Source organism: Massilia sp. DJPM01 (assembly GCF_030348125.1).
In the GTDB taxonomy this organism is placed as follows: domain Bacteria; phylum Pseudomonadota; class Gammaproteobacteria; order Burkholderiales; family Burkholderiaceae_D; genus Telluria_A; species Telluria_A frigida.
Genome location: NZ_JAQOZV010000013.1, coordinates 37,751 through 63,156, shown reverse-complemented (window position 1 = coordinate 63,156; position 25,406 = coordinate 37,751). Strand labels below are relative to the sequence as shown.

At 64.7% G+C, this 25,406-nt stretch carries 22 protein-coding genes; 4 read left to right on the top strand and 18 right to left on the bottom strand.

Going from position 1 to position 25,406, the window contains the following annotated elements; translation table 11 throughout:
* The first annotated feature begins 8 nt into the window (after nucleotides 1–8).
* A complete protein-coding gene (locus tag PO883_RS11015; RefSeq protein WP_289309798.1) occupies nucleotides 9–1,121 on the top strand; it encodes an NADH:flavin oxidoreductase/NADH oxidase in 1,113 nt (370 codons plus the stop codon).
* A gap of 32 nt (nucleotides 1,122–1,153) precedes the next feature.
* Here PO883_RS11015 and PO883_RS11010 read toward each other — a convergent pair whose 3' ends face one another.
* From PO883_RS11010 to PO883_RS10995, 4 genes are all read right to left on the bottom strand, one after another.
* A complete protein-coding gene (locus tag PO883_RS11010; protein ID WP_289309797.1) occupies nucleotides 1,154–1,948 on the bottom strand; it encodes a PEP-CTERM sorting domain-containing protein in 795 nt (264 codons plus the stop codon).
* Between the two features lie 241 nt (nucleotides 1,949–2,189).
* Nucleotides 2,190–2,630 carry a hypothetical protein gene (locus tag PO883_RS11005; RefSeq protein WP_289309796.1) on the bottom strand — a complete coding sequence of 147 codons (441 nt, stop codon included), beginning with the start codon at nucleotides 2,628–2,630 and terminating at the stop codon, nucleotides 2,190–2,192.
* 129 nt (nucleotides 2,631–2,759) lie between these two features.
* The gene (locus tag PO883_RS11000; RefSeq protein WP_289309795.1) at nucleotides 2,760–3,956 is read right to left on the bottom strand and encodes a globin domain-containing protein; all 1,197 of its coding nucleotides are present in this window, start codon (nucleotides 3,954–3,956) and stop codon (nucleotides 2,760–2,762) included.
* Between the two features lie 87 nt (nucleotides 3,957–4,043).
* Nucleotides 4,044–4,508, bottom strand: coding sequence for an Rrf2 family transcriptional regulator (locus PO883_RS10995; RefSeq protein WP_289309794.1), 465 nt, complete (start codon nucleotides 4,506–4,508; stop codon nucleotides 4,044–4,046).
* Between the two features lie 153 nt (nucleotides 4,509–4,661).
* Between PO883_RS10995 and PO883_RS10990 the strand changes: the two genes are divergently transcribed.
* From PO883_RS10990 to PO883_RS10980, 3 genes are all read left to right on the top strand, one after another.
* Entirely contained in the window at nucleotides 4,662–5,567 is a 906-nt protein-coding gene (locus tag PO883_RS10990) for a DUF2167 domain-containing protein (protein WP_289309793.1), read from the top strand.
* A 150-nt stretch (nucleotides 5,568–5,717) separates the two neighbouring features.
* Nucleotides 5,718–7,190, top strand: a complete 1,473-nt coding sequence (locus PO883_RS10985; RefSeq protein WP_289309792.1) for an amino acid permease — start codon at nucleotides 5,718–5,720, stop codon at nucleotides 7,188–7,190.
* Between the two features lie 54 nt (nucleotides 7,191–7,244).
* A complete protein-coding gene (locus PO883_RS10980) occupies nucleotides 7,245–7,859 on the top strand; it encodes a hypothetical protein (protein WP_289309791.1) in 615 nt (204 codons plus the stop codon).
* 27 nt (nucleotides 7,860–7,886) lie between these two features.
* Here the strand turns inward: PO883_RS10980 and PO883_RS10975 are convergent, their stop codons facing one another.
* The 14 genes from PO883_RS10975 to cls form a co-directional block, all read right to left on the bottom strand.
* Nucleotides 7,887–8,909 (bottom strand): phospholipase, encoded by a 1,023-nt coding sequence (locus tag PO883_RS10975; protein ID WP_289309790.1) that lies wholly within the window; start codon nucleotides 8,907–8,909, stop codon nucleotides 7,887–7,889.
* Between the two features lie 90 nt (nucleotides 8,910–8,999).
* Complete coding sequence (locus PO883_RS10970) at nucleotides 9,000–9,533, bottom strand: hypothetical protein (protein WP_289309789.1); 534 nt, start codon at nucleotides 9,531–9,533, stop codon at nucleotides 9,000–9,002.
* Nucleotides 9,530–10,903 (bottom strand): peptidylprolyl isomerase, encoded by a 1,374-nt coding sequence (locus PO883_RS10965; RefSeq protein WP_289309788.1) that lies wholly within the window; start codon nucleotides 10,901–10,903, stop codon nucleotides 9,530–9,532. The genes PO883_RS10970 and PO883_RS10965 overlap by 4 nt, the downstream gene beginning before the upstream one ends.
* Nucleotides 10,904–10,920: 17 nt before the next feature.
* Nucleotides 10,921–11,913, bottom strand: coding sequence for a hypothetical protein (locus PO883_RS10960; protein WP_289309849.1), 993 nt, complete (start codon nucleotides 11,911–11,913; stop codon nucleotides 10,921–10,923).
* Nucleotides 11,913–12,950 carry an AraC family transcriptional regulator gene (locus PO883_RS10955; RefSeq protein ID WP_289309787.1) on the bottom strand — a complete coding sequence of 346 codons (1,038 nt, stop codon included), beginning with the start codon at nucleotides 12,948–12,950 and terminating at the stop codon, nucleotides 11,913–11,915. Before PO883_RS10955 ends, PO883_RS10960 begins: the two co-directional genes overlap by 1 nt.
* Nucleotides 12,951–12,954: 4 nt before the next feature.
* Nucleotides 12,955–13,590 (bottom strand): hypothetical protein, encoded by a 636-nt coding sequence (locus tag PO883_RS10950; protein ID WP_289309786.1) that lies wholly within the window; start codon nucleotides 13,588–13,590, stop codon nucleotides 12,955–12,957.
* Nucleotides 13,591–13,599: 9 nt separating this feature from the next.
* The gene (locus tag PO883_RS10945) at nucleotides 13,600–15,345 is read right to left on the bottom strand and encodes a GMC family oxidoreductase N-terminal domain-containing protein (protein WP_289309785.1); all 1,746 of its coding nucleotides are present in this window, start codon (nucleotides 15,343–15,345) and stop codon (nucleotides 13,600–13,602) included.
* Nucleotides 15,346–15,481: 136 nt separating this feature from the next.
* Nucleotides 15,482–17,023, bottom strand: a complete 1,542-nt coding sequence (nagZ, locus tag PO883_RS10940; RefSeq protein WP_289309784.1) for a beta-N-acetylhexosaminidase — start codon at nucleotides 17,021–17,023, stop codon at nucleotides 15,482–15,484.
* 29 nt (nucleotides 17,024–17,052) lie between these two features.
* On the bottom strand, nucleotides 17,053–18,024 hold the full coding sequence (locus PO883_RS10935) for a phytanoyl-CoA dioxygenase family protein (protein WP_289309783.1): 972 nt from the start codon (nucleotides 18,022–18,024) through the stop codon (nucleotides 17,053–17,055).
* Nucleotides 18,021–18,629, bottom strand: a complete 609-nt coding sequence (locus PO883_RS10930; RefSeq protein WP_289309782.1) for an N-acetyltransferase — start codon at nucleotides 18,627–18,629, stop codon at nucleotides 18,021–18,023. The genes PO883_RS10935 and PO883_RS10930 overlap by 4 nt, the downstream gene beginning before the upstream one ends.
* The gene (locus PO883_RS10925) at nucleotides 18,613–20,082 is read right to left on the bottom strand and encodes a glycosyltransferase (RefSeq protein WP_289309781.1); all 1,470 of its coding nucleotides are present in this window, start codon (nucleotides 20,080–20,082) and stop codon (nucleotides 18,613–18,615) included. Before PO883_RS10925 ends, PO883_RS10930 begins: the two co-directional genes overlap by 17 nt.
* Before the next feature lie 20 nt (nucleotides 20,083–20,102).
* The gene (locus PO883_RS10920; RefSeq protein WP_289309780.1) at nucleotides 20,103–21,320 is read right to left on the bottom strand and encodes an MFS transporter; all 1,218 of its coding nucleotides are present in this window, start codon (nucleotides 21,318–21,320) and stop codon (nucleotides 20,103–20,105) included.
* Nucleotides 21,321–21,777: 457 nt separating this feature from the next.
* Entirely contained in the window at nucleotides 21,778–23,934 is a 2,157-nt protein-coding gene (locus PO883_RS10915) for a S46 family peptidase (RefSeq protein ID WP_289309779.1), read from the bottom strand.
* A gap of 159 nt (nucleotides 23,935–24,093) precedes the next feature.
* A complete protein-coding gene (gene cls, locus PO883_RS10910; protein ID WP_289309778.1) occupies nucleotides 24,094–25,371 on the bottom strand; it encodes a cardiolipin synthase in 1,278 nt (425 codons plus the stop codon).
* Between the last annotated feature and the right edge of the window lie 35 nt (nucleotides 25,372–25,406).

Genomic DNA, 25,406 nt, shown 5'->3' with positions numbered 1-25,406 from the left:
GGCAGTCCATGAGTACCTTGTTCACACCTTTCAGTATGGGTCCGCTCACGCTGGCCAACCGCATCGCGATCGCGCCGATGTGCCAGTATTCCGCCGACGAAGGCATGGCCAGCGACTGGCACATGATCCATCTGGGCCACCTGGCATTGTCCGGGGCGGCCCTGCTGTTCCTGGAGGCGACCGCCGTGTCGCCCGAAGGACGCATTTCTCCCAAAGACCTTGGCATCTGGTCGGACGACCATGCCGCCGCGCTGGCCCCCATCGTGGCCGCCATGCGCCGCTACGCGCCGATCCGCCTGGCGATCCAGCTCGCGCATGCGGGGCGCAAGGCGTCTTCCATGGTGCCGTGGGAAGGCGGCGCGAATATCGCCATCGGCGATGGTGGCTGGCAAACGGTGGCGCCCTCGCCACTGCCGCATGCGGACGGCGAGACGGTGCCGCTCGAACTCGACGACGACGGCCTGGCGCGCGTGCGCGACGCGTTTGTCGCGGCGGCGCAGCGCAGCCATGCACTGGGCCTGGACGCGATCGAACTGCATGCGGCGCACGGCTATCTGCTGCATCAATTTTTGTCGCCGCTGTCGAACCAGCGCGGCGACCAGTACGGCGGGGCGCTGGAAAACCGCATGCGCTTTCCGCTGGAAGTATTCGCGGCGGTGCGCGCGGCGGTGCCGGCATCGATGGCGGTGGGCGTGCGCATCTCGGCCACCGACTGGGTCGACGGCGGCTGGGACCTGGAACAGAGCGTGCGTTTTTCGCAGGAGCTCAGCGCCGCCGGCGCCGACTTCATTCACGTGTCGAGCGGAGGCATTTCGCCGCTGCAGAAAATTCCGGTGGGGCCGTCGTATCAGATCGGTTTTGCCGCCCGCATCCGCGAGGAGACCGGCGTGCCGACCATCGGCGTGGGCATGATCACCGAGGCGCAGCAGGCCGAAGACATCGTCGCGCGCGGCGACGCCGACGTGGTGGCGCTGGCGCGCGCGATGCTGTTCGATCCGCGCTGGCCGTGGCATGCGGCGGCGCAGCTGGGCGCGCAGGTGGAAGCGCCGCCCCAGTACTGGCGCTCGCAGCCGCGCGAGTACAAGGACTTGTTCGGCGCGACCATGCTGGGCCAGCGCTAGGCTCGCTGGCGGGGCCCGTCAGCGCTCGCCCGTCAGGCTTGCGCGCGGCGGCGCTGGCGGCGTGCCATGGCGCCGACCATCAGCGCGCCCAGGCCGAACATGGCGTAGGTAGCCGGTTCCGGCACCGGGGACGGTGCTTGGTAGACTGCGCTGGCGAGCACGGTCATGACCAAGGTCGTCGACATGTCTTGATCGCTATTATTGTCGACGGTTAATGAAAACGGATCGGTACGAACGCCGCGATCGCCGGACTCCCCCAAGCGTTGCCTCATGAGAAACCCCAATATGGCGGGTTGTTCGGAGAAGGACAGAAACGTGGACACTTCGCCTGCAAAGTTTAGGGCGCCATGCTGCCTGGGGTCGCTGATCGACAGCGTGCTGTATCCCGTAAAAACAAGCTGCGTGTGGGCAGCGATCTGCACTTCTATCGATTGCAGAACGTAGCCGTAGGCTTTCGTGCCGGCGTCCAGTACTTCAATCCGTGAGCTTAGTTCGCCCGCCTGATCCGCGCTGCTGGCCGAAGTCGATGTGCCGTGGGTTGTGGTGGCGGTAATCGGCTCGAATTCGCCGTGTTTCGCGTTCAATTCTTTCCCCACGGATATGGCAGGGGTAATGATGTCGGAGCGCGCCATGGAGAAGTTCGGCATCAGCGTATAAGCTGCGCTGTAGTCGTCATTCGGCGTCAGATCGATCACGGTGAATGCAGGTTTGCTGATCGAGGCCCCGACGCTGATGCCGGGCGCCGCTTGCGCGGCGTGCCCGGCCAGCGCCAGGGAAAAACCGAACAGGGCGGCCGTTATGCTGGTCAGGCGGTATGTCTTTGTCATCAATTTCTTTCTTGTAGGGATAATAGCTGTCACGCGGCAAGGTTTTGCGTGAAGCGGCTTATCATAAATCCCACATTGCAAAATTGATAGCTATCTTTTGCAAGCATGTTGCCCGCGCCCGGGCAGCGTTAACCTGAGCAGGGCGGTACGTATCCTTGCTCATGCGCTGAAGGCGTGTCACCGGTGTTCTACGGATGGGTGAGGGGCACGGCGTGGCGGTTGGCGGATCTCTGTAAAACGTTTACCGTTGAACTGGTAGTAGTGGGTTCCGCCGCCTTTGTTCGTTACGGGCCCCGTGCACGATGAGCAGGCGGCTGTCGAGTTTGTATTCCAGATGGTCTTCGACGTCCGCATCCCAGCAGCACACGGTGAAGGGCAGCCAGGTGACCGCCCCCGTCCTGGCATCGATGGCGGCCGACATCGTGCAGGATGCGCCGCAGCCCCAAGTGGCCAGCACGTAGCGGCCGGCGAAGTCGGGCTTGCCGCTGGCGGCGGCACGCAGACGGGTCGCGTAGTTGCGGCTCTGTGCGTTGGCCAGCAGCGGCCTGGCGCTGGGGCCCTGATAGATGGCGGCGGCCGGGTAATCCCCGAAGCGCGGCGCGGCGCCGGCAAGCCCGGGCAAGGCTGCCAGGACGAGCGCCAGGGCGGCGGCGCCGGCCGCCGGCCGGTATTGTTGTGCCATCAATTTCTTTCGTATAGGGAGGGACGACGCGGACACGCCAGCAACTCCTCCGGCGTGCTCCCTTATCATAATTCCTATATTGCGTTGAGGGCAGTACCTTTTTTTGTCAGGTCTGCGGCTCCGCGCGGCTTACAACAAATGATCGAGCATGTCCGGCCCGAACACTTCGCGGTGCAGACGCGTCACCGGCACCCCTGCGCCGACCAGCGCCAGCCACTGGGCCTGCATGAATGGCAGCGGGCCGCACATATAGACATTGACTTCCGTACGCGGCCAGGCCGGCAGGCGCGCCACCTCCATCCATCCGGGCAAGACACCGCCGTCGTGAGCGCTTACTTCCTCGTAGAACGTGACCAGCTGCAAGTGCGGCATGACGCTTTGCGCAGCGGACATGTCAAGCCGGTGCGCGTGATGCGCGGCATTGCGGGCGGCGTGCGCAAAGATCACGCGGCGCTGCGGATTGACCTGGGCAATGCGTTTCAGTGCCGCGATCATCGGCGTAATGCCGACCCCGGCCGACAGCAGCACCAGCGGCTCGTCCGATTCGGACTCGGGGGCGAAGTCGCCGAACGGCGGCGACACCTGCAACACGCTGCCCACGCGCACATTGTCGTGAATCCAGTTCGACACCTCCCCCGCCGGCGTGCCATCCCCGGCCGCTTCGCGCTTGACCGAGATGCGCAGGCTGCCCGGCTGGGTGGTGTCGGACAGGCTGTACTGGCGAATCTGGCGATGTCCGTCGACAAAGTCGACCTCCACGCTCAGGTACTGCCCGGGTTTGCCCATGGCCACCGGTGCACCATCGTCCGCCGCCATGCGGATCGACACCACGTCCGCGCTTTCCTGCGTCACCTCGGTCACGCGCATGGCGCGCCGCTGGCCCGGGGTGATGCCGGCGTTGGCGTACATGGCGCGCTCGGCCTCGATGAACAGCGTGGCCAGCGCGTGATAAGCCTCGTCCCAGGCCGCCAGCAGCGGCGGCGTGGCGGCCTCGCCCAAGGTGCTGGCGATGGCGCCGAGCAGGTGCCGCCCCACGATCGGATAATGGTCGGCGCGAATGCCGATCGACACATGCTTGTGGACGATGCGCTCGATCACCGGCGCCAGTGCGCCCGGGTCGCCGATGTTGGCGGCGTAGGCGAACACGGCAGACGCGAGCGATTGCTGCTGCACGCCAGTCGCCTGGTTGCCCATATTGAACAGATTGCTCAGCTCAGGATGCTCGGCGAACATATTGCGATAGAACGTGGTGGTGATGGCCACGCCATGCTGGCGCAGCACGGGAACGCTGGCGTCGATGTAGGGACGGGATGCGGCAGAAATCATGGTAACCTTTCAATATGTTGCATATAAGATGCAACTTTAATGTCGTAAAAAAGACGCATATCGACGCGTCCGTGCCAACCAGCGGTGTCAGGCAGCGATGCCCTTGCCCTGGTCGAGGAACATCCTGTGCATGAGCACGATTTTCTCACCCGTGTTGCCGTGGGTGATATGGGCCAGGGTGACCTTGTCCATGGCGCCATAAAACGCATCCATGCCGGTCTTGAGGGCGGCGCGCAGCTGGCAGTCGCCGCTCAGGCGGCAACCGCTGCCTTCGCAGTCGACCAGTTCGCTGTCGCCTTCCAGCGCCCGCAATACCGTGCCGATGGACAGGGTGGCGCTATTGGCGGCCAGGCGCAGGCCGCCGTTGCGTCCGCGAATGGCGCTGACCCAGCCGGCGCGCGCCAGATGGCCCACCACCTTGACCAGATGGTTGACCGGCAATTCGAACTGGGCGGCGACTTCGGCCACCGTCACCGGCACGCGCCGCTCCCCCGCACGCGCCAGGTAAATCAGGACGCGCAGGCCGATATCGGTAAAACGGGTGAGGCGCATGGGAACTCCCGGGATGAACACATGCATTCTAGCAAAGGTGCATTGGAAATGCATGTTTAAAATACGACAGGATGTTGTTTCAGCGAAATAATTATTCTATACGCAATGATTCAGCCGTAAAATGTCCGGCCTATATGTACAGATGAGAATGCCATGTTCAAACACCTTTCCCTGGCCCTGTTCCTGCTGGCGCTCGGCTGCATGACCGGCGCCCACGCCCAGGCGCCTGGTGACGACAAGGCCGTCAGCGTCGAGCAATTCGTCGCCTCGCTCAAGCCGCAAAGCGGCAAGATCGACCTGCCCGGCGGACTGGCCACCCTGAACCTGCCCGACAGCTTCCGTTACCTCGCGCCGGCCGACGCCGAGCGCGTGCTGGTGCAGGCCTGGGGCAATCCACCCGGCCACAAAAGCCTGGGCATGATCGTGCCGGCCAGCGGCGTGATGGGCAAGGATGGCTGGGGCGTGATCATCACCTATGAAGGCGACGGCCACGTCGCGGACAATGAAGCCGATACCATCAAGTACGACGAGCTGCTCAAGGACATGCAGGAAGCGGTGCTGGAGGAAAACAAGGAGCGCAAGACCCAGGGCTACGCGGCGATGCAGCTGGTCGGCTGGGCCGAGAAGCCCAGCTACGAAAAAACCACGCACAAGATGTTCTGGGCCAAGGAATTGTCGATCGCGGGCGAGGCGGAACATAGCCTGAACTACAACATCCGTGTGCTCGGCCGCCAGGGCGTGCTGGTGCTCAACGCGGTCGCCAGCATGGACCAGATCGCCAGCATCCGCCAGGAAATGAGCAAAGTGACAGCCTTCAGCGACTTCACGCCGGGCAACCGCTACGCCGACTACAACCCGGCCACTGACAAGATGGCCGAATACGGCTTGGCGGCCCTGGTCGCCGGTGGCGTGGCCTCCAAGCTCGGCCTGTTCGGCAAACTGCTGGTTTTTCTGCTCGCCTTCAAGAAGCTGATCATCATCGCCGTCGGCGGCGCTGGCGTGGCGATTGTCAACTTTTTCCGGGGCAAGCGCGGCGACAAAGTCGATCTCGGCAAGTGATATGGCGGCCTGTTCGCGCCCCGGCCTGGAAGGGCCGTTGTCAGTCTGACCCAGCCCGTTTTTCGCGTGCAAAAGATGTGTATAAGTAAATGGCAATAGCCCCTATAATCGCTGCTGCCATTCATCTAGCGCGACAAAAGGGACGAATCCGTGAATCAAACTCTGGGCCAGAAGCTGTTCCGCATCAAACCTGCCGGTAGCACGACCAACCCCCCACCCGGGCACGCAGGAACGGGCCTGGCGCGCACCATGGGATTGTTCCCGCTGACCATGATCGGCGTGGGCGCCACCATCGGCACCGGCATTTTCTTCACCATGGTCGAGGCGGTGCCCAAGGCCGGCCCCTCGGTCGTGCTGTCGTTCCTGCTGGCTGCGCTCACCGCCGGTCTGACCGCACTGTGCTACGCCGAACTGTCGTTCCGCATTCCGGCGTCCGGCTCGTCCTACTCGTTTGCGTATGCCACCGTGGGCGAATTCGCCGCCTTCATCATGGCTGCCTGCCTGCTGCTCGAATACGGGCTGGCGGCGAGCGCCACCGCCATCGGCTGGTCGGCCTACCTGAACAACTTCCTCACCAACGCCTTCGGCTGGCAGATACCGGAGCTGCTGCGAACGCCGATGTTCGTCTCCGGGGAGCACGGCATGGAAATCCGGGCGGGGCACATCAACCTGCCGCCGATTTTGCTGGTGATCATGTGCTGCGTGCTGCTGATTCGCGGCACCAAGGAATCGGCCACCACCAATGCCATCATGGTGCTGGTCAAGCTGGCGATCCTGGTGTTCTTCGTGGTGATCGCGTTTTCCGGCTTCGACATCAATAACTTCAAGCCGTTCTTTAACACTGACAATAGCAAGGGCTTTGCCGGCATGGCCGGGGTGACGGCCGCCGCCGGCACGGTGTTCTTCTCGTTCATCGGCCTCGATACAGTGGCCACGGCTGGCGAAGAAGTGCGCAATCCGACCCGCAACGTGCCGATCGGCATTCTGGCGGCACTCGGCATCGTCACCGTGTTCTATATGCTGGTGGCGGTCGCCGCTTTGGGCGCCCAGCCGGCCAAGATGTTCGAAGGCCAGGAAGCCGGCCTGGCGGTGATTCTGCAAAATGTGACGGGCAAGACCTGGCCGGCGCTGATCCTGTCGGCCGGCGCCGTCATTTCCGTGTTCAGCGTGACGCTGGTGACGATTTATGGGCAGACCCGGATCTTGTATGCGATCAGCAAGGATGGTTTGATTCCGCAAACGTTCCAGAAAGTCAGCCCGCGTACCCAGTCGCCGGTCAGCAATACCCTGATCGTGTGCCTGGTGGTGGGGCTGGTGGCGGGATTTGTCGACTCGACCTATTTGTGGGACATGGTCAGCATGGGCACCTTGACGGCGTTCATCGTGGTGTCGGTGGCGGTGCCGGTGATGCGCAAGAAGATGGGCGAATCGCTGGTCAAGGGCTTCCGCGTGCCGTTCGGCCCGTACGTGGTGCCGGGCCTGAGTATCTGTGCCTGCCTGTACATCATGAAAGACTTGTCCAAGACCACGTTCACCGTCTTCGCGATCTGGATGAGCGTGGCGGTGCTGGCGTATTTCGCGTACAGCATCCGCCATTCGCGGCTGAACGATAGCGCGGCCTGACGGCTGGGGCTTGCCCGTTTGCCAGGTCCGGCACCGATAAGAAGAGGGCCGCCTTTGCGATACGTCCTCTTCATTGCGTGCCTGATGTTGGCAGGATGTGGAACGGCGCCGCTGGACTTGCGGCTGGAGAAGGTTGAGCTCATAAAGCTCTCCGATGTGCCGGATGCCTGGCGTTCAGTCAGGGACGAAAGCGGGGCGGCAAGGAGCGACATCGCGCTGGTAAAACTGACCGTTTCCACGACATTGGATATTGTAAAATCCGCGAAAAAACATGCGCTTCACTTTTCCCATCAAGCCTTCCTTTGCAAGCCAGGGGAAGCGTTGGGAACGGAGGTATTTGCGATCCCGTATCTGCGTGCCGACAATATGTCGCTGGAGACTGCTGTCTACTTCGAGAAATTTGCGAATCTTGAGCATCTGCGCGAAAGCAATGGCCGTATCGCCTACACCGCACTGATTCCGCTGGATGGCGACGTGCTGCGTTGGCGTCAAAAAAGCGTGATTCCAGACCGGAACACGAGACGCGTGTTTGATCCTCAAACAGCCAGGACCGATCTGTGCTGGCGCATCACTGGCGGTGCGATGTGGACCGGCTCCTATGTCGAGTCGAATATCGTGACAGTCCCCACCGAAAGCATGTTGCAGTTGCTGGAAGAGCAGAAGCGCTGACGCCAGAGCGACAGCGCTTGTTGGCTGTTAGAGCGCCAGCCGCACGGCCGCCCGGTCCAGCACGCGCACCACCATGGCAATCGCGTGCGGCACCATTTTCTTGGCCACGCCACGCCGCACCGCGTGATCGGTCGACGACATCACCGCGCCTCCATATTTATACGAATACGTGCCGCCTTGCGTCAGCAGCGGCCGGATATCGGTCGCGGTATTGGCCAGCGGCGTGAAATCGTTCAGCGCTGCCAGCACCAGCGCCGGGTCGTTCAGCTTTTCGGTATCGTAATAGTCGCCGATCCAGCCTTCCCAGCCGGAATGGTTGTGGCCGAGCACGTTGAAAGTGTGGTGCGGCTGCAGCAAATCGGTCGAGTGCAGGGTGAATCCCAGCGATTGCGCCGACGGCGCTTGCAGGAAACGGGTCCAGAAATGCTGCGCCAGGTTGTCGAGCGGCTGGAACGGGAACTGCTGGTAATCCTGGTACATGCTGGCGGTCGAATAGCCGCCCTGGCGGTAGCGCGCTTCCGTGACGCCGAAGCTGTTGTACTTGCTGGCGTCGCCGAACCAGCCGCCCATCCCGCCGGCCCCGTCATCCAGGTAATCGTTGACCAGCCACACCGCCGCCAGCTTGTCGATGTCGCCCGGATTGCCCAGCTTGGCGTAGTGGTAGCCGCCGAAGTCGTTGCCGTGCACGTCGGCGCCGGCCGTGTGGTTCTGGAAGTGCCAGAACGAGGTGTAGCGCGCCAGCCCGGAACCCAAGCCCCACAGCGGCGAACCCTGGCAGTTGCCGGTGGTCGCGCCGCAGATGTAGGTATCCTCGAAATAGTCGACATCGTGCGCGCCCTGGCCAATGGCGGCGGCGAACTGCTCGATCGTGTAGCCCGCCCGCGTCACGCCCGCCACCAGCGTCGCGTAGCGGGTCTGGTCTGGATGCGCTTTCATGAATTCGACGGCGTCGAGCACGATGCGGCGGTGCGTTTCGGTATTCCATGCCTTGGCCGGCAGGCAGGCGAGCAGGGCGAATGCGACGGGGGCGAGCTTGAATACTGCTTTCATCAGTTCTCCTTTTATTTTCATTATGTGTACGGACAGCGCGAAGGCGATGCCCGACTGGCTTGCTGCATTGTCACGACCGCGTGTGCGGCCTCATTTCCCGCTAGCGGGATGATCTTTCAACAGCTGCGCGCGCATGCTCTCCAGCCCGCGGGCCTTGTCTTCCGCCTTGGCGATCTTGTCGGCGGCGATGCCCATGGCACGCCCGCGCGCGATGTCGTCGCGCAGGCGCGGCAGTTCCTCGTCCACCGCCTTGACGTAAGCGGCCATGACCTGCGCGTTCTGGCGCGCTTCAAATGCCTGGTAAGCCTTCGGGTCCGCCAGTTCTTCGGCCGTGGGGCGAGCCCGCGCCGGCACGTCGAGCGCAATCGGCGGCGCTTGCGGGTCGCCGTGCAGGCGCGTCTGCGCCAGGCTTTGCGCCGCTGGCAGCGCTGCCTCGCCGGCCGGCGCGGCCTGGGTGGGCGCAGGCCAGGCATCCAGCCACGGCCTTGCGGCAGGCGGCGCTGGCGTGCCGGCGCTGGCCTGGGCCGCGCCTGCATCGGGCGGCAAGTCATCCTGCGGCCATACCAGCCAGAGCGCGCCGCCGACCAGCGCCGCGCCGGCCAGCGCCAGCAGCACCGGCTTCATGGCGCGCCCCCGGTGCCGCGCGCCGGTTCATCGATCAGCTTGCGGTTGAGCGCGACCGTGGCCGCGCGCACCAGCTTGCTACGCGCGGCGGCGAATTCCGCCCGCGCACGCTCGTGGGCGATGGCCTTGCGCGCCATGTAGCGCACCGTTTCCGAGTCGGGCGGGTGATAGCCCTCGACCCGCTTTTCGACCAGCACAATGTCCCAGGTCGCCTGCGCGCCCGGTCCCACCGGCGCGCGGAACGGGCTCGACACCTTGCCTTCGGGCTGCAACAGCGCCAGCGCCGACAGCCAGTCCGGCGCCTCGGTTTGCATCACCCAGCCCAGGTCGCCGCCACGGGCCGCGTTTGGCGCCGCCGAATGGCGCCGCGCCAGCAGGCCGAAGTCCTTGCCGGCCGCCGCCTCGGCCGCAAGCCGCTGCGCCAGCGCTTCGCTGTCGACGCGGATGTGGCGCGCCCGGACCTTCTCGGTGCGCCGGAACTGGTCCTTGTGCGCGGTGTAGAACGCACCGATCTCGGCCTGCGTCACCTGGCGCGCCAGCGCCGTTTGCAGCGGGCTGTGCGCTTCAGCGCCGTCGGCCAGTCCGTACTGGCGCATGGCGCCGCGCACCGCTTCCTGCTCGCCCAGCGCCTGGCGCAGGTCGGTCAGCGCCTGCGCGCCGAACTTGCGCTCCGCCCAGTCCAGCACGAACAGACTGGCCACGCGCAGGCGCGCCTGTTGATAGATGAAGTCGAGCTTGCGGTTGAAGAAGTCCATGCGGCCCTGCACATTCTGGCGCTGGTACACATCGCGCAGCGTCAGCGTGACCGGCGCCGCGCTGCCCAGGCGAAAACGCAGCAGCGGCGTTTGCGCGGCCAGCGCGGCCTGCTCCGGATTGAAGTCGTAGCCCAGGCGCAGCGCGCGCGGTGCGCCGAACAGGCGCTCGAGCTGCGCCGGCGCCAAGGGGAAAGTGGCCTCGATCACGCCGGCCAGGGTGGCGCCGGGCAGGGCGCGCAGGGCCGCTTCCAGTTCCTTGGCGTACATGCTGCGCAGCAGGCCGACCAGGCGGTCGTCCACCCCCACCTCGGGTGCGAAGCCGACCGTGCTGGCGGGATACAACTGGGCGGCGCTGAAACGCGCACGCGACCAGTCCGCTTGCAGGCGGTCGGCCACGATGTCGGCCAGTACCGCATCGGCGGACGGGTGGCCGGGCTGGTCGCGCGCCTGGTGTTGCAGCGCGCGCAAGGTGAGCGCATGCACGGGGGCACCGTTGATGTGCGCGGCAACGGTGGCATCGTCGGGCGTGGCATGCGCGGCATGTGCAGGACCAAGGGTGCTTGCCAGCACGAGCAGCGCGGCCAGAAGGCGTGGGGTGGGAGTGATCAGTGTCATGTCGGTTGTCATTGTTTTCAAGCGAGAATGGCCACGCCGTGGTCGGTGCGGTCGGTGAGGATTTCAAAGGCGGCGCCGTGACGCGAGACGAACATGCGCGGCGGTTGCCCGCGCAGGGTCACGGTCAGCGTGCACGACGCCAGTTTGGAGTTCAGGCAGGTTTTGACGCCGCCCGGAGGATTCGGATAATGCAAGCCGGCAAAGGCTGCGCGCGGCGCGTCGATGCGGATCTGCACGCGCACGCCGGCGGCGAGGGCGTCGATGTCCCAGCTGAAACCGTCGATCCGCGCGCGCGTGCGCAAGGCTTGCGTGATGCTGTTGAGCGAGAATTCCAGCGCGCCGATGCGCAGTACTACCAGGCTCATCTGCGGAGACCAGACCGGGCCGAATTTCAGGCGCGCCGTCGAGCATTCGAGGAACACCTCGGGCGCATCGTCGAAGCCGGCCACCTGGCCCCAGGCATAGGTATCGGTATGGCGGTTGCCCCAGTTGTGGTTCTGGCTGCCGCGCCATTGCTGCACGGCGACCGTTTCGCCATCGACCTCCAGCTCACCCGCAAACAGCGCGCCCGGTGCTCCGACCAGCACCTTCGATTGCGGAAAGCGGCCCGCGTACATCGAGGCCGGCATCAGCAGCAGCGGTGCTTGCTGCGCGTCGTAGCCGAGCGCCCATGCGATCCGATGCGCGGGCGTGGCGGCGCTGCCCATCAGGCAGCTGGCGCTGAGCTGCGACTGGCCGATCAGCAAGTCCGGCGCGTCCGGGCCGATTGCGCAGTCGTCCAGCGCAAACTGGTTCTTCGCCGCCACGATGCGGCGCCGTTCGCCATCGAAGAACACGGCCCAGACTTCGCCCACGGCCTCCCGCGGCTGTCCCGCCGGGCTGAAAAAGGTGTAGCGGATCCAGAACGCGCGCACGCGGCCAGCTTCGTTGGCCCTGAGGAAATAGCTCTCGTAATGGCCGGCGCGGCTGCCCGGCACGAAGCGGCAGCGGTTGGCGTCGGCCAGTGTCATCACGCGTGCGGCCCTGCGCCGAACGGCTCTTGCGCCAGCCGCAGCGGACGAAATACCTGCGCCATGCGTTGCCGGAACACCAGCGGCGGATAGCCAGTCCAGCCGCGAAAGGCACGGCACAGCGACGATTGCTCCTCGAAGCCGACCGCCGCGCCCAGCTGCGCCAGCGGCGCGTCGCCGCGCAGCACGCCGATCAGCGCCTGCTGCGCGCGCGCCGCGCCCAGCAGTTGGCGAAAGCTGGCTCCCTCGCGCCGCAGCGCCCGTTGCAATGCGCGCGGCGCCAGGCCGAGGGCGGCGGCAGTGCGCGCTTCGTCGGCCTCCGCCAGCGGCACGCTGGACGCGAACAGCACCCCCACCGCGCGCGTCACGACCGCCCCGTCACGCGCGCTGGTGCGGGCGCAATGCCCCAGCCAGGTGCCGAGCGCCGCATTGAGCGCAGCGTCGGCAAAGCGCGGGGTGGCGTCGAGCAGCTCCGTGGCGATCGTCACGCCGTAGCAGCAGGTGCCGAAACGCAGCGGGCAGGCGAAGGCGTCCTCGTACTCTGCTAGCTGCGCGATGCGGCTGTGGCGCAGCGACACGTGCGCCACGTCGGCCTGCCCGCCCAGCAGATAGCGGCCGAACGAGACCCAGCCGGCCAGGATGCCCTCGATCACGGCCGGCGCCACCGTCTGCGCCGGCTGCCACACCAGATGCACGCGCTGGCCCCGGCGCAGCACGCGCGCGCGTCCCAGCGTGCTGGTGATCGATTCGAGTTCGGTCAGGTGGCCGATGGCGTCGCGCAGGGTGGGCGCGCTGGCTGCGGCGATGCCCAGCATGCCAAAGCCCGCCGCGCCCACCCGGGTGCCGAAACGCAGGCCCAGCGCCGGGTCGCCCAGCTCGCGCGCGCCGCCCGTCATCAGTCCGGCAAAGGCACTGCCGCACAGGCGCGGCCCAAGCGGTGCCGGGCCTGCGTCGCGCGGCAAGCCCTGCTCGGCCAGGAACGCGCCCAGCGCATCGGCGTACAGGGTCGATACGCTGGGCGCGGCGCGCGTCAGCATCGCTTCAGACCGCCCATGGGAACAGCACCTTGGCCAGGTTGCCGAAGATCGTCTTGAGGAACAGGATCTTCACCGCCAGTTCCTCGTACCACGGCGTGGCGATGGTGCTGAACGACCATGAAAAATTCCACAAGGTGGCCGGCTGCCACCACTCGAAGTGCAGTTCCGAGGTCCAGGCATCGCCCTTGAGCAAATCCGGCACGCTCGGCTGGGCCTGGCCCTGCGTCTGGAACACGCCGCGCAGGGTGCTCATGTCGTCCAGCATGTCGGGGCCGGCATTGTTGTAGACGTGCTTGATGCCGACGAACTGCAGCGCCGCGCCCTGGAAGCGGTAAGTCAGCACCCGTCCGTCCGCGCCCGGCGCCGGCGCCAGGATCTGCAAGCTGCCGCTGACGCTGCCGGCCGGCACACGGTCGAGCACCAGTTCGCCACTAAGCTTGGCGAGATGCTGGGGATTGGCGCGCCAGGCATCGATATCGTCGATGACGACCTTGAAATACACGCTTACGTAGCGGTACTCGCCCTGGTGATAGGCGTAGCCATGCATTTCCTCGGAAAATGCGATGCCCCGCGCCCAGCCCAGGACGGGCAGCAGCGCGAGACCGGTCAGCAGCAACAGTTTGTGCAGGAACGTGGTCATGGTCGGTCCTCAGAGACGATAGCGGTCGGCGGCGCGCTCGGCCAGCGCGGCGATGGTGAGCAGGGGATTGGCCCCGAGCGAGGCCGGCGCGATGGCGCCGTCGATCACGCGCAGGCCCGGGTACACCGCTTGCGGCGCCCCATGCGGATTGAATACGCGGCCGTCGGCGTCGACCACGCCATCCTCGACCCGGTCGGCCATCGGGCAGCCGCCCAAGGGGTGTACGGTGGTCATGGCACCGCCGAACAGCGGGCTGCTGCGCGGACCGTCGGCGTAGCGCCCGCCGAAGGCTTGCGCGTGCAGCGCCATTTCGGCCCGCATGCGCTGGCCGAAGGGTTCCTTCATGATGCCGGGCCACAGCACGCGCGCGTTGCCGCTGGCGTCGAGCTCGACCTTGCCGGAGGCGCTGTCGTGGCCGATGCCGAGGTACACCATGCTGTGGTTGAGGGCGCCATCGGTGCCGCGTTTGGCAACATCGCGCGCGATCCGCTGCAGCGCCGGAAAATCGCTGCCGCCGGGCGCGGCCAGCGGCATGGCCAGGCGCAGGGCGTCGACCAGGGCGCTGGGGATGGCCGCATCCTGGATCAGGTAGCGCTGCGCCACCGGGGTGCCGGCAGCGCGGTAGTCGGCCATGGCGGTGATGGTCGGTCCCACGCGCTTGAGGCCGAACGGCGCGGGCGCGGCACCGAAACCCATCACATTGGTCTGCACGCGCGTGTTGTAGGCCAGCCCCAGCAGGTCGCCATTGGTCGAAAAGCGCGTACCGAGCGCGGGCGACAGGGCCAGGCCGCGCGCCTGCGAGCGCAGCAGGATCTGGGTGCTGCCGAGAGAGCCGGCGGCCAGGATCACGCTGGCGGCCACCACCGAACCGGCCACGGCGGGGCCGCTGTCGGGCCGCGCCAGGTAATGCACGCGCCAGCGGTTGTCAGGCAGGCGTTCGATCCAGTCGACCTCGATGCGCGCGACAATCTGGGCGCCGCCGCTGCGCGCCAGCGGCAGGTAGTTGACGTCGAGGCTGTTCTTGGCGCCGATGCGGCAACCGGTGACGCAATCGCCGCAATGGGTGCAGGCCGCTTGAAACACGCCCTGGGCATTCGGCTGGCCCTGGTAGCGGCGCAGGTTGACCGCGATTGGCAGCGCGCGCGGCTGCACCGGCGCGCCCTGGCGCTTGCGCGCGGCCGTGGTGGACAGGTGGAACCAGCTCTTGCGCAGGGCGTCCGCCTCGGTGACGGTGTCGGCCCCCAGCATGCTGTGCACGCGGGCTTCGTAGCCATCCATGGCGCCGCTGGCGTAGGCGTCCCGGATGGCCTGCGGCCAGCGTCCGAAAATATCCCGGTCGGGGGCCAGCACCACGCTCGAATTGATCAGCGAGGTGCCGCCGACACCATTGCCGCTGAGAACATCGATGCTGCCGCCGGCCCGGTAATCGAACAGGCCGAGCGGTGAGGACGCGGTGCGAAATTGCGCCAGGGTATCAACCAGGCCGGTGGCAAAGGCGTCCGGCGACCATTCCTTGCCGCGTTCGAGCACGGCCAGCGAGCGGCCCGGCGCCAGGCGCGCCGCCATCACCGCGCCGCCGTAGCCGGAGCCGACCACCAGCACATCGTAGACGCTCGCCAATTGGCCCGGCGCGCGGCTGAGCGGGATGCGGGGAGGGGGCGTGGCGGCCCGGGCCGGGGATGGGGCCAGGCTGGCGCCTGCGACCAGGCTGCCCAGTGCTGCCATAAAATGACGCCGCTTGATGCTGTCCGACATGGTGGCTCCTCCGTGCGATGGAGCAGCCAATGTAAAGGAGCATATGTACAGCGTCTTGTCCGAATGCGACAGGCAATGGTGGAGTTACGCCAAAACCGCCATCGGTAAGCGATCCGTTATCGCCAGTCGGATCGGCTCAGGCGGCGCCGGCGAGGCGTTCGACCACCGGTTCGAGCGCGGCCGGACGGCAGCCGAACGCGGCCAAGCGGCCTTGCGCTTGCGGCGCCAGGTCGAGGTCGTACGGCAGGCGGCCCGCGACCACCCACAGTTTGTCGGACGGCATGGCGGCCAGCAGGCGGCGCTGGCCCTCGACCAGCATGGCGTTGTAGGTCTGCACCACGATCTGCGGCGCGCCGGCGGCAAAGGCAATCGCTGCGGCCACTTCGGCATCGAGCGCGTCGGCCGACATCGCGTACTCGCGCACGTCGAACCCGGCTTGCTTCAGCGCCGGCAGCATCGAGCTGCGCGCTTCGTTGTTGCGCCCGTTGGCCACTTCGTCGACTTCGCTGCGCGAACGCACCTCGACCGTGATCAGGCTCACCGGCAGTGTTCGGTCGAGCGGGCGGAATTCGCCCTGCACGCGCAGCGCCGCTTTTTGCACTTTTTTTGCCAGCGCAATCGATGCGGCCGTCATCAGGCCGCTTGGGGTGGCCGTGCGCTCGCGCCAGCCGCCCACCGCGCGCGCCTGTTTCACGCGCCGCACGCGCGCCAGCGCGTCGTCGATGCGCTGCGCCCCGATTGCGCCCTGCGTCACGGCGTCGGACACCGCCGCCAGCGCCGCGCGCTGCTGGTCTTCGCGGTGCGAGATCAGCACGATGTCGACGCCCGCCTGCAGGGTCGCCACCGCGCCCGCCGCCACGCCCACGCCATCGGCAATCGCGCCCATTTCCAGGCAGTCGGAGATGATCACGCCTTCATAACCCATCTCTTCGCGCAGCAGCCCGGTCAGCACGGCCCTGGACAGCGTGGCCGGCACCGACGGGTCCGCTTCGATGGCGGGAAAGGCCACGTGCGCCGTCATGATCGCGTCCACGCCGCCGGCAATGGCCGCCCGGAACGGCACCAGCTCGACCGCGCGCAGGCGCTCCAGGTCGTGCGGCACCAGCGCCATCGAATAATGCGAGTCCACGGCGGTGTCGCCATGGCCGGGGAAATGCTTGGCGGTGACGATCACGCCGGCTTCTTGCTGGCCGCGCAGGGCCGCCATGCCGTAGCGCACCACGGTGTCGGCATCTTCGCCATAGGCACGCACGCCGATGATCGGGTTCAGGCGGTTGTTGTTTACGTCAAGAACCGGGGCCAGCATCATGTTGATGCCGATCTGGCGCATTTCGTCGCCATTGATGAAATTGATCTGGCGGCACTCGTCCACCGAACCGGCCGCCTGGAAGGCCATGGCTGCGGGAATCGGCGTGACGCCCTGTTCGATGCGCATCACCATGCCGCCCTCCTGGTCGAGCGCGATCAGCAGGGGCTCGTCGCTGACCTCGGCGTTGATTTCCTGCAGCTTCTGGCACAGCGCGGACACTTGCGCCGGCGTGTGGACATTGCGCCGGAACAGGATCACGCCGCCGATGCGGCGCTCGCGGATCAGGCCGATAATATGGTCGTTCGGTTCCAGGGCGTCGAAGCCCACCATGAATAACTGTCCGATCTTGTGCTGCATATCCGATTGCATCTTGAATTTCCTCGCTATCCGTAAAAACGTTATTCCGTGTCCTGCCATGGGCGCAGGCCCAGCAGTTGTTCGCCCAGCGCACTCAATTGCGCGCGCGCGTATCTGGTCTGTTCCCATTGGCGCGGATCGCCGTGCAGGCTGTATCCGGCCGGCGCTTCCCGCTCGCGCCAGGAGCGGATGCGCCATTGTTTCAATGCCTCGTCGTGCTCCTGCGCCGGCATCATCGAGATATATTGCGCCATCCTGACCTTATCCGCCGAGACATTCTGGCGGATGCCGTGGCACAGGCGGCTGTTGAAAATGAGCAGATCGCCCTTTTTCAGCAGCACCGGCACGTGCGGCAGGCTGGATACGTCCGGCCGGTACCAGTCCCAATCGGCCGGCTGGGTGCGGCGCCAGGCCTCGAAATCCTGGAACAGCGACGGTACGCAGACAAAGCCGCCTACTTCAATATCCGTCTGGTCGCTGATCGATAGTACGCCCTGCACATTTTGCGACGCACTTTCAGGGTCGTAATCCCAGTGCATGAAGCTCTTGAATTCGAATCCCGGCTCGGGCGGCAGGTTCAGGTTGATCCGGTCGATCGATACCCACAGTTTGTGCGTGCCCCAGATATCGACAAAGGCGTCATACACCCGCTGCATCTGGCGCGTATCCCACAGATACTGGTGGTTGTATAACTCTATCATCCCCGCATTGAAGCTCAGCTCTGTTTTTCGCAGGCGCGATTTTTCGGGCGGATACCAGCTGCCGGGATGATCCGGGTCGAGTTCCTCGAATTCCCAGATCAATTGCTCCAGCCGCTCGAGCGCGGCGCCATCGACCGCCTTGGGAATGACGATATAGCCATTCTTCATCCAGAAATCCCAGTCCTGTTCCGACAGCACGCGCAGAGGCGCGCCATTGGAACGGTCGTTCAGGCGTGCCGCCGCCTGCGTCACGGTCGACTGATTGCGCGTGTCGACGCTGTGCTTGCCGATTGCCTCGATATTGCCGTTCATTGCGATCCTCCAGGTAGCGCCAGTTCCATGAAATGCAGGCGGTCGAAAAACAGCTCGGCGGCGTAATCGAACACCGCGCGCGAGCGGAAGCCCTTGTTCAGGTAAATGCCCATGGCGGCGCTGTTTTCCCACACCGTCAGCACGATGCGCGGGCTGCCTTTGCTGCGCGCCAGTGTGCCGATATGGGCCAGCATGACATTGAACAGGCCACCCCCGCGATAGCATTCCTCGACCGCGAGGTTAGCCACGAACAGATCGTTTTCGCGCGCGTGAAGGGCGATAAAGGCGTCGTAGGCGGCATCCATCGCGTGCATTTCGTCGCGGTAATACGATACCGTCTTGATTTTTCCGAATTCGCCGATGGTGGCGGCCGTGTAAAAACCGTTGAACTGGCCGGCGGCGTCGAACAGGCCGACCGAATGAGCGATGAATGGATCGATATTCTGGCGCCGCTGCAAAGCCACCAGCGGCAGCCGCAGGCGATTGCCGAACGAGCAGTATTCGAGATAGCTGGTGGCAAACAGCAGCGCCGCCATGCGCTCGCGGCAGGCATCGGGAAGCAAGGGGCCAGGCACGAAGACCTGCGTGTCAGCGTTCGTTTGCATGGGCGTTATGGATGCGTGTTGCGGTGGCGGCGTGGACACTGGCATACCTGCGCTCGCGCGGCGCGTCGGGGCCGTGCGTCTTGCGCCAGAAGTTTCCGCGCAGGATGCGGTCGGCATTGATCGCCATCAGATAGACGCCGAATAAATCGTTGACCCGGTCCAGCCTGGGGTCCTGCGACAGGAAGGAATAGTAATGGCAGCCCTCGGGCGTTGCGCGCAACTGTGCGGCGTAGGCCATGCGCGGCAGTTCCGTGGTGCTCAGGACCTGGGCCACGCTGGCCAGTTCGCGGATCTCGGGCAGGGACCAGCCGCGCTGTTCCAGGCCGGCGATGCAGCGCTCGTAGCTGTGCTGTTCGGCGCTGGTGAGCGGCACCGGGGTGTGCGTGAGCGCGTCCATGCGCAGGCGCATGCCGTGCAGGCCGCTGACGATGTGTTCGGTGGTGTCGTCATGCAGCACGCCGTGGCGCGCGGCGAGGTCGTGGTAGGCCGTCAGCGAGCGGCCGATCGTGGCGTGCCAGGCGCCGTAGGTGGCGTCGTGCAGGGCGGCGGTCCAGGCGCCGCCGCCAGCGGCTTTAGCGGGCACGTCGTGGCCCATGGCGGCCAGGTTCGCGTCGATCCGCGCGATCAGCTGCGCTATCGCCGGATTGGCTTTGCGGGCCACCAGTACGCCATTTTCATCGTTGTACAGATTCATCCAGCAGACAAAACTGGCGTCGATGCGGCCACTGTCGCGGTTCACCGTGAAGCTGACGTAATCGGGGACTTCGGGCTTGCACAGGAACAGCGTGGCGGCGCGGTAGGGCAGGGTGTCCGCATCGAGATAGATGCCGCCGCAGCGGTGCAGGATCAGCAGCCGGAAATAATCGGCCAGATTGACGAAATAGCGCTTGCAGTGCAATTGCGCCAGCAGCGGCGCGCTATCGGCGCCATGCTCGCGCGCCAGCGCCTGCAGCGAATGCACCGTCAACAGGCGCGCCCCGCACAGATAGGTGCCGATGACATGCTGCGCGGCTGGCGCGGGATGAAAGCACGGGTCGCCGCGCAATTGCTCGCCATTCCAGACCCACAGCATCAGGCGATAAGGGCCGGCGTCGAGCGGGCCGATATCGTCGAGGGCGCAATCCCACTGGCGGATTGATTCGCGCGCCATGGCCGGCAGCGGGCCGCCGAGCCAGATCCGGTGCATGATCATTTCGTCGGCGCCCAGCGGCTGGGTGGGGAGCGCGAGCAGCGACGACATCTTGCGCGCATCGAAGCCGCTGGCGTGGCGGCGCACGAAGTGGCGCAATTCGCGCAGATGGCCGTAGTAGGCCGATGCCGATGCCTGCAGGCGGGCCTGGGCATCGGCGCCGCCATGCGCATCCTGCCGGCAGAACGCTTCCCACTGTTTGTACGCAAGGAATTCGGCCTTCAGATCCTTGATCAGCACTTCATATTCCAGATCGACATGCATGCTGCCTCCTGTCCGATTGCTTACTCGGCCTGGGGCGATTGCGCCAGGGCTGGTTCCTGTTGATCGTGGTTTTTCGCGAAGCGCATCAGGCAGGCGCCAAGCGCCAGACCCAGCGGCACGTTGAATAGCGCGTACGACGCGAGCGAATAATTGAATTGGGCGCACACCAGGTTATAGATCTGGACCCCGGCGGCGATATACACGCAATACAGCAGGCTCATTGCGGACGAGGTCAGGTTCATCGACACGCCGGTGGCGGTCAGCGACAGGCGGATCAGGGCGCCGTTGAACAGGCCGAAGCCGGCCGAGAAAATGAACATGCAGACGATGAACAGATGCCCGTGCTGATGCACCAGTCCCGCGCCCAGCATGCCGATCACGGCCAGTCCCGCGCCCTGGCGAATCAGGCGCGTGAGCGAAAAGCCGTCGCCCAGTTTTTGAATCGCCATGGTGCTGAGGATGAATCCCGAGAAAATCACCAGCTGGTACAGGATATAGGTGCCGTACGACTTGCCCATGTGTTCCATGATGATCACGGGCGACAGGCCGATCCACGCCGTCAGCGGTGTGATGGCCATTGCCGCGATCAGGATTCCGGACATGAATTTCTTGTTGCGCACGATGGTCAGGTAGCTGGCGCGGATCGACGCCAGGTCGGCCCGGGGTTTGACGGTGTCGGCGCGCGGCATGAAGGCGAACAGGCCGAGCCAGGCGATGCTGCCGAGTACGAAGCCGATGCCGAAGATCGATTCCCACGGAGCGATGCTGATGACGGCGCTGCCGACCACGGGGCCGATCAGGGGGGCGAACACGGTGGTATTGGACAGCATGGCGGTCAGCTTGACGGCATCGGCATCGTCGAACAATTCGTGGATGGCGGCGTAACCGATGAAGATGAAGCACGAGCCCATGCCCTGGAAGAAGCGGGCGGTGAGGAACTGGGCGATGGTGGCGGAAAAGGGCACGAACAAGGTCGCCACCAGATACAGGGCGACGCCGGCCAGCATGACCTTGCGCTTGCCGATGCGGTCGGCGATGGGGCCGAGGAAGATCTGCAGCATGCTGCCGCCGAGAATGAACAGGCTCAATGACAGGCCGATCGTGCGGTTCGACGCCTGGAACTCGCGCACGACCTGCGGCATGGCCGGCATGATCATATCGTTCGACAAGTAAACGGTCAGCTCGTAGAGGATGAAAAACAGGGAAAAGTAGAGCAACTGCGGGCGTTTTTCGAACATGTTTTCCACCTGAAAAATCTTCTAAAAGTCCTATGGCTGAGATCCCGAACTCCTACAACCGGGGTCTGACCTCTGATTAGCAACAAACTGATGCCAAACCGGCGGCTCGACCTGCCTGGTTGCTAAAAACCGTCACTTTCGGCGACATCCATCCCAATAGTTTCCTAACCGGGGTCTAACCGGGGTCAGACCCCGGTTAGGAAACGAGTCGGTTTGGCAAATGTTTCAAATCAGAGGTCAGACCCCGGTTTGGGAATGTGGTCTTAGATTGGAATGTATAGTAACTCGACTGGTCGTAGATTGGTATTAATAAATTGTAGAAATTTGTCATTGGGACCGAGCTTGCCGCCCGGCCACGGGCCGTACGGACGAAAAAAATGCCCGCGTCCCGGAGGAGGCAGGCATTCTTGGTGGACGCTGGGCTGGCGCCGCCTCCCGGGCGGCGCCCGGCGTCGGCTTATTCCACGTTCATTTCTTTCAGCAGGTTGTCGGCTTTGTCGACATGCTTCATGTTCCACAGCATGTAACGCACGTCGACCTGGATGTCGCGCGTGTTGGCTTTGTTGAAGTCCCAGTCGGAGATGATCGAGTCCAGGGTGCCGTCGAACGCCAAACCGATGAACTCGGCCTTGCTGTTCAGTGCAGCCGAACCGGAGTTGCCGCCAGTGATGTCCAAGGTCGCCAGGTAGTTCACCGGCACGGTCTTGAGCTTCGGATCGACATACTTGCCGAAGTCCTTGGCCTTGATCGCCGCCAGTTGCGCCGCCGGGGCGTTGAACTCGCCTTCGCCCGTCGCTTTCGCTACCACGCCCTTGACCGTCGTGAACGCCGTCCAGGAACCGGTACCGTCGGCGCCATGATCGCGTCCGGCAATCTTGCCGAAGGTGACGCGCAGGGTGCTGTTGGCGTCAGGGTAGACCGCCTGGCCCTTGCCGGTCATGTAGGCGATCTTGGCCTTCATGTAGTTGGCGTAGGCTTGCTGGATCTTGCCTGCCAGCTCTTCTTCCTCGGCTTCGCTTTTCATGCCGGCGTCGTACATGGCCACGGCAGCCTTGATGAAGCTGTCGCCGCTGGCCTTGAAGTCGGCCGGGGTCTTGCCGATCCATGCCGCGCGCTCAGCCGCGGTGCCGAGCTTGGAGCCGGCGTACATGGTGTCGAGCACGCTCTTGAGCTGCGCTTCGCTCATGCCGTCGGCAATGCCGACCGCAGCGTCGAAGCTGGCGTTGCGCTCGGCTTTTGGCTGGGCTGCGTATTTCTTCAGGCTGTTCAGGACCAGCGCCTTGTCGACTTTTTCATCGTAGGTGCGCTCGATCGCGGCCACGGCCGATTTCAGGGCCGGCAGGTCGCGTTCCTGGTAGCCCGACTTGCGCTCGACGTTCGGCTTGGTGCTTTCGTTCGACAGGCGGTACAGGCGCCGTGCCACCGTCAGCAGGCGCGGTGCGGACGCGTTCAGGAAGAAGTCGCGCTTGGTTTCGGCATCGCGCTGGGCAATCAGTTTCTCGACCTGCTCGATGTCGGCCGCGTATTCTTTCTGGCGCGCCGGGTTGGCGTTGACCCAGGCTTTCATGTCCGCATGTTCGCGGGTCTTGCGTGCCAGGAAGTCGCTGCCTTCGTAGCTGGTCAGCATGCCCTTGCGGTTCTTGTAGTAGTTGTTGACGTTGGCGACCTGGCCCGCGTATTTCAACTTGGCATCTTCGTTGGTCTTGGTTTCGCGTTCGATAATGGCCAGCGTTTCAGCCGAGGCTTTCACGAAGGCCGGGTAGCTCCAGTCGAAGGTGAACGCCACTTCCGACGGCAGGCGGTGACGGTTGGTGCGGCCGGGATAGCCCAGCGCCATGATGAAGTCGCCTTCTTTCACGCCTTCCCTGGCGATCTTGAGGTGGGTTTTCGGTACGTACGGCACATTGTCCTTGGAGAAGTCGGCAGCCTTGCCATCCTTGCTCACGTAGGCGCGATAAAAACCGTAGTCGCCGGTGTGGCGCGGCCACATCCAGTTGTCGGTGTCGCCACCGAACTTGCCCACGCCCGACGGTGGCGCGTGCACCAGGCGCACGTCGCGGATTTCCAGCTGCTTGATCAGGTAAAACTCGAGCCCGCCGTAGTAGCTGGCCACGGTGCAGCGGTGGCCGGCGTCTTTTTCGCACTCGGCTACCATTGACTTCATGTTCTTTTCCATCGCGTCGACGCGGGCTTTGCCGGCCAGCTTGGCAACGTCAGGGCTGATGATCTTGTCGCTGACGTTGGCGACGTCCTTGGTGACGTAGATGCGGCTGCCCGGCGCGGCCGGCAGTTCTTGCGCATGGGTCTTGGCCAGGAAGCCGTTGGCCAGCAGGTCGCGCTCCGGCGTCGAGTTGACGGCCACGCTGTTGTACACGCAGTGGTGGTTGGTCGCTACCAGACCCAGCGGCGAGACGAACGATGCGGAGCAGCCGCCCAGGCTGACGATCGCATTCATCGGGAATTCGGTGAGCTTGGTCAGGCTGGCCGGATCGAGCTTGAGCCCGGCGGCCTTGAGTTGCTTGGCTACTTGTGGCAGCTGCTGCGGCATCCACATGCCTTCGTCGGCGTGTGCGACGGTACTGAGGATGGCTAGCGTTAGGAAGGTCTTTTTCATTCGAATTTCGTCTCGTTTTGGTCAATCGGAACTGTCTTGGCTCGCTGAGCGCCCTAGAGTATCCGTATCGCCCAAATAATAGTCAATCAAATTTTGATGGACTGCCGGCCGCGCGCGCCGGGACATGCGCCGCCTGCGCGCTCCTTCTTCGCTCCTTCTTTACAGCTGGTCGCCCACCAGCGAGGCCAGCTGGCCCGCCACTTTCTCGGTCCATGGCCGCTGCTGCCATGCCTGCAGGGTGATCTGGCGCGCCTGGCGCCAGTCCTGGTCGAAGATGGCGACCTGCTCGCTGGCAAAGGCGCGGTCGATGACGTTCAGGTTGGCTTCGTCGTTGAGGCTGAAGGAGCGGTTGTCGAAGTTGGTGGAGCCGACCGAGACCATCAGCGAGTCGACCACCAGCGCCTTGACGTGGAACATGGTGGGCTGGTATTCGGCAATCTCGACGCCCGCCGCGAGCACGTCGCCCCAGCGCTCGCGCGAGGCGATGCGCACCAGGTCCGAATCGATGTCTTCGCCCGGGGTGATGATCTTGACCTTGACCCCGCGTTTGGCAGCAGCCACCAGCGCGTGGATGGTCAGCTGGTCCGGCACGAAGTAGGAACTCGACAGGTGGATGGTGTCGCGCGCCGCGGTGATGGCCATCAGGTACATCAGCAGCATGCTTTCGCTGCCGCCGCTGGGCGAGCTGCTGAACATCTGGGCCGCGTGGCCGCCCAGCGGCTTGAGTGGAGGAAAGTAATGCGGGCCGTCGAGGACGGCGCCGGTGGCCTTGGTCCAGTTATCGGCGAACACGGCTTGCATCTGGCCGACCACCGGGCCTTCGACGCGGAAGTGGGTGTCGCGCCAGTGCTGCTTGTCCTGGCCGGCACCGCGCCACTGGTCGGCGATGCCGACCCCGCCGGTAAAGCCGATGTTGCCATCCACCACCAGCAGCTTGCGGTGGGTGCGGTTGTTCAGGCGCGTGAATTTCCACCAGACCGGCTTGTGGTAGCGCTGCAGCTGGACCCCGGCCTGCTTCATCTGCTCCATCGCGGCGTTATCCATTTTTATGCTGCCGATAAAGTCGAGCATGACGTGGACCTTGACGCCGGCGCGCGCGCGTTCGCTCAGCGCTTCGGTGAATTCCTGGCCGATCGATTCGGACCAGTAGATATAGGTTTCCAGCGTGATCGTGTGCCTGGCTTCGCGGATGGCCTTGAGCATGGACGGGAAGATCTGGTCGCCATTCAACAAGACCTGGACCTGGTTTCCTTCCAGAATTGGCGGACCCAGCAGCACGCCCATGGAGCGCCGGAATTGCGGGTCGTCCGTGTTGTACAGACGGTGCAGCTGGCGCTCGATTTTCTTTTCGCTTGGCATGAAGTTGAAAACCAAAAACACGCCCAGCAAGGTAAGCGCGCAGCTGATCAGTGCGACGTAGAGCGGTTTCTTGGTCATCGATATTCCAGGCAAAAAAAAACCAACGCACGTGT

Excerpts from the sequence above, each read along its gene's own strand:
- PO883_RS10920 (WP_289309780.1), bottom strand. The coding sequence starts at position 21,320 with ATGTTCGAAAAACGCCCGCAGTTGCTCTACTTTTCCCTGTTTTTCATC.
- PO883_RS11005 (WP_289309796.1), bottom strand. The coding sequence starts at position 2,630 with ATGGCACAACAATACCGGCCGGCGGCCGGCGCCGCCGCCCTGGCGCTC.
- PO883_RS10990 (WP_289309793.1), top strand. The coding sequence starts at position 4,662 with ATGTTCAAACACCTTTCCCTGGCCCTGTTCCTGCTGGCGCTCGGCTGC.
- nagZ (WP_289309784.1), bottom strand. The coding sequence starts at position 17,023 with ATGCAATCGGATATGCAGCACAAGATCGGACAGTTATTCATGGTGGGC.
- PO883_RS10935 (WP_289309783.1), bottom strand. The coding sequence starts at position 18,024 with ATGAACGGCAATATCGAGGCAATCGGCAAGCACAGCGTCGACACGCGC.
- PO883_RS10945 (WP_289309785.1), bottom strand. The coding sequence starts at position 15,345 with ATGTCGGACAGCATCAAGCGGCGTCATTTTATGGCAGCACTGGGCAGC.
- PO883_RS11015 (WP_289309798.1), top strand. The coding sequence starts at position 9 with ATGAGTACCTTGTTCACACCTTTCAGTATGGGTCCGCTCACGCTGGCC.
- PO883_RS10925 (WP_289309781.1), bottom strand. The coding sequence starts at position 20,082 with ATGCATGTCGATCTGGAATATGAAGTGCTGATCAAGGATCTGAAGGCC.
- PO883_RS10965 (WP_289309788.1), bottom strand. The coding sequence starts at position 10,903 with ATGACACTGATCACTCCCACCCCACGCCTTCTGGCCGCGCTGCTCGTG.
- PO883_RS10960 (WP_289309849.1), bottom strand. The coding sequence starts at position 11,913 with ATGACACTGGCCGACGCCAACCGCTGCCGCTTCGTGCCGGGCAGCCGC.
- PO883_RS10915 (WP_289309779.1), bottom strand. The coding sequence starts at position 23,934 with ATGAAAAAGACCTTCCTAACGCTAGCCATCCTCAGTACCGTCGCACAC.
- PO883_RS11010 (WP_289309797.1), bottom strand. The coding sequence starts at position 1,948 with ATGACAAAGACATACCGCCTGACCAGCATAACGGCCGCCCTGTTCGGT.
- PO883_RS10970 (WP_289309789.1), bottom strand. The coding sequence starts at position 9,533 with ATGAAGCCGGTGCTGCTGGCGCTGGCCGGCGCGGCGCTGGTCGGCGGC.
- cls (WP_289309778.1), bottom strand. The coding sequence starts at position 25,371 with ATGACCAAGAAACCGCTCTACGTCGCACTGATCAGCTGCGCGCTTACC.
- PO883_RS10975 (WP_289309790.1), bottom strand. The coding sequence starts at position 8,909 with ATGAAAGCAGTATTCAAGCTCGCCCCCGTCGCATTCGCCCTGCTCGCC.
- PO883_RS10930 (WP_289309782.1), bottom strand. The coding sequence starts at position 18,629 with ATGCAAACGAACGCTGACACGCAGGTCTTCGTGCCTGGCCCCTTGCTT.
- PO883_RS10955 (WP_289309787.1), bottom strand. The coding sequence starts at position 12,950 with ATGCTGACGCGCGCCGCGCCCAGCGTATCGACCCTGTACGCCGATGCG.
- PO883_RS10950 (WP_289309786.1), bottom strand. The coding sequence starts at position 13,590 with ATGACCACGTTCCTGCACAAACTGTTGCTGCTGACCGGTCTCGCGCTG.
- PO883_RS11000 (WP_289309795.1), bottom strand. The coding sequence starts at position 3,956 with ATGATTTCTGCCGCATCCCGTCCCTACATCGACGCCAGCGTTCCCGTG.
- PO883_RS10995 (WP_289309794.1), bottom strand. The coding sequence starts at position 4,508 with ATGCGCCTCACCCGTTTTACCGATATCGGCCTGCGCGTCCTGATTTAC.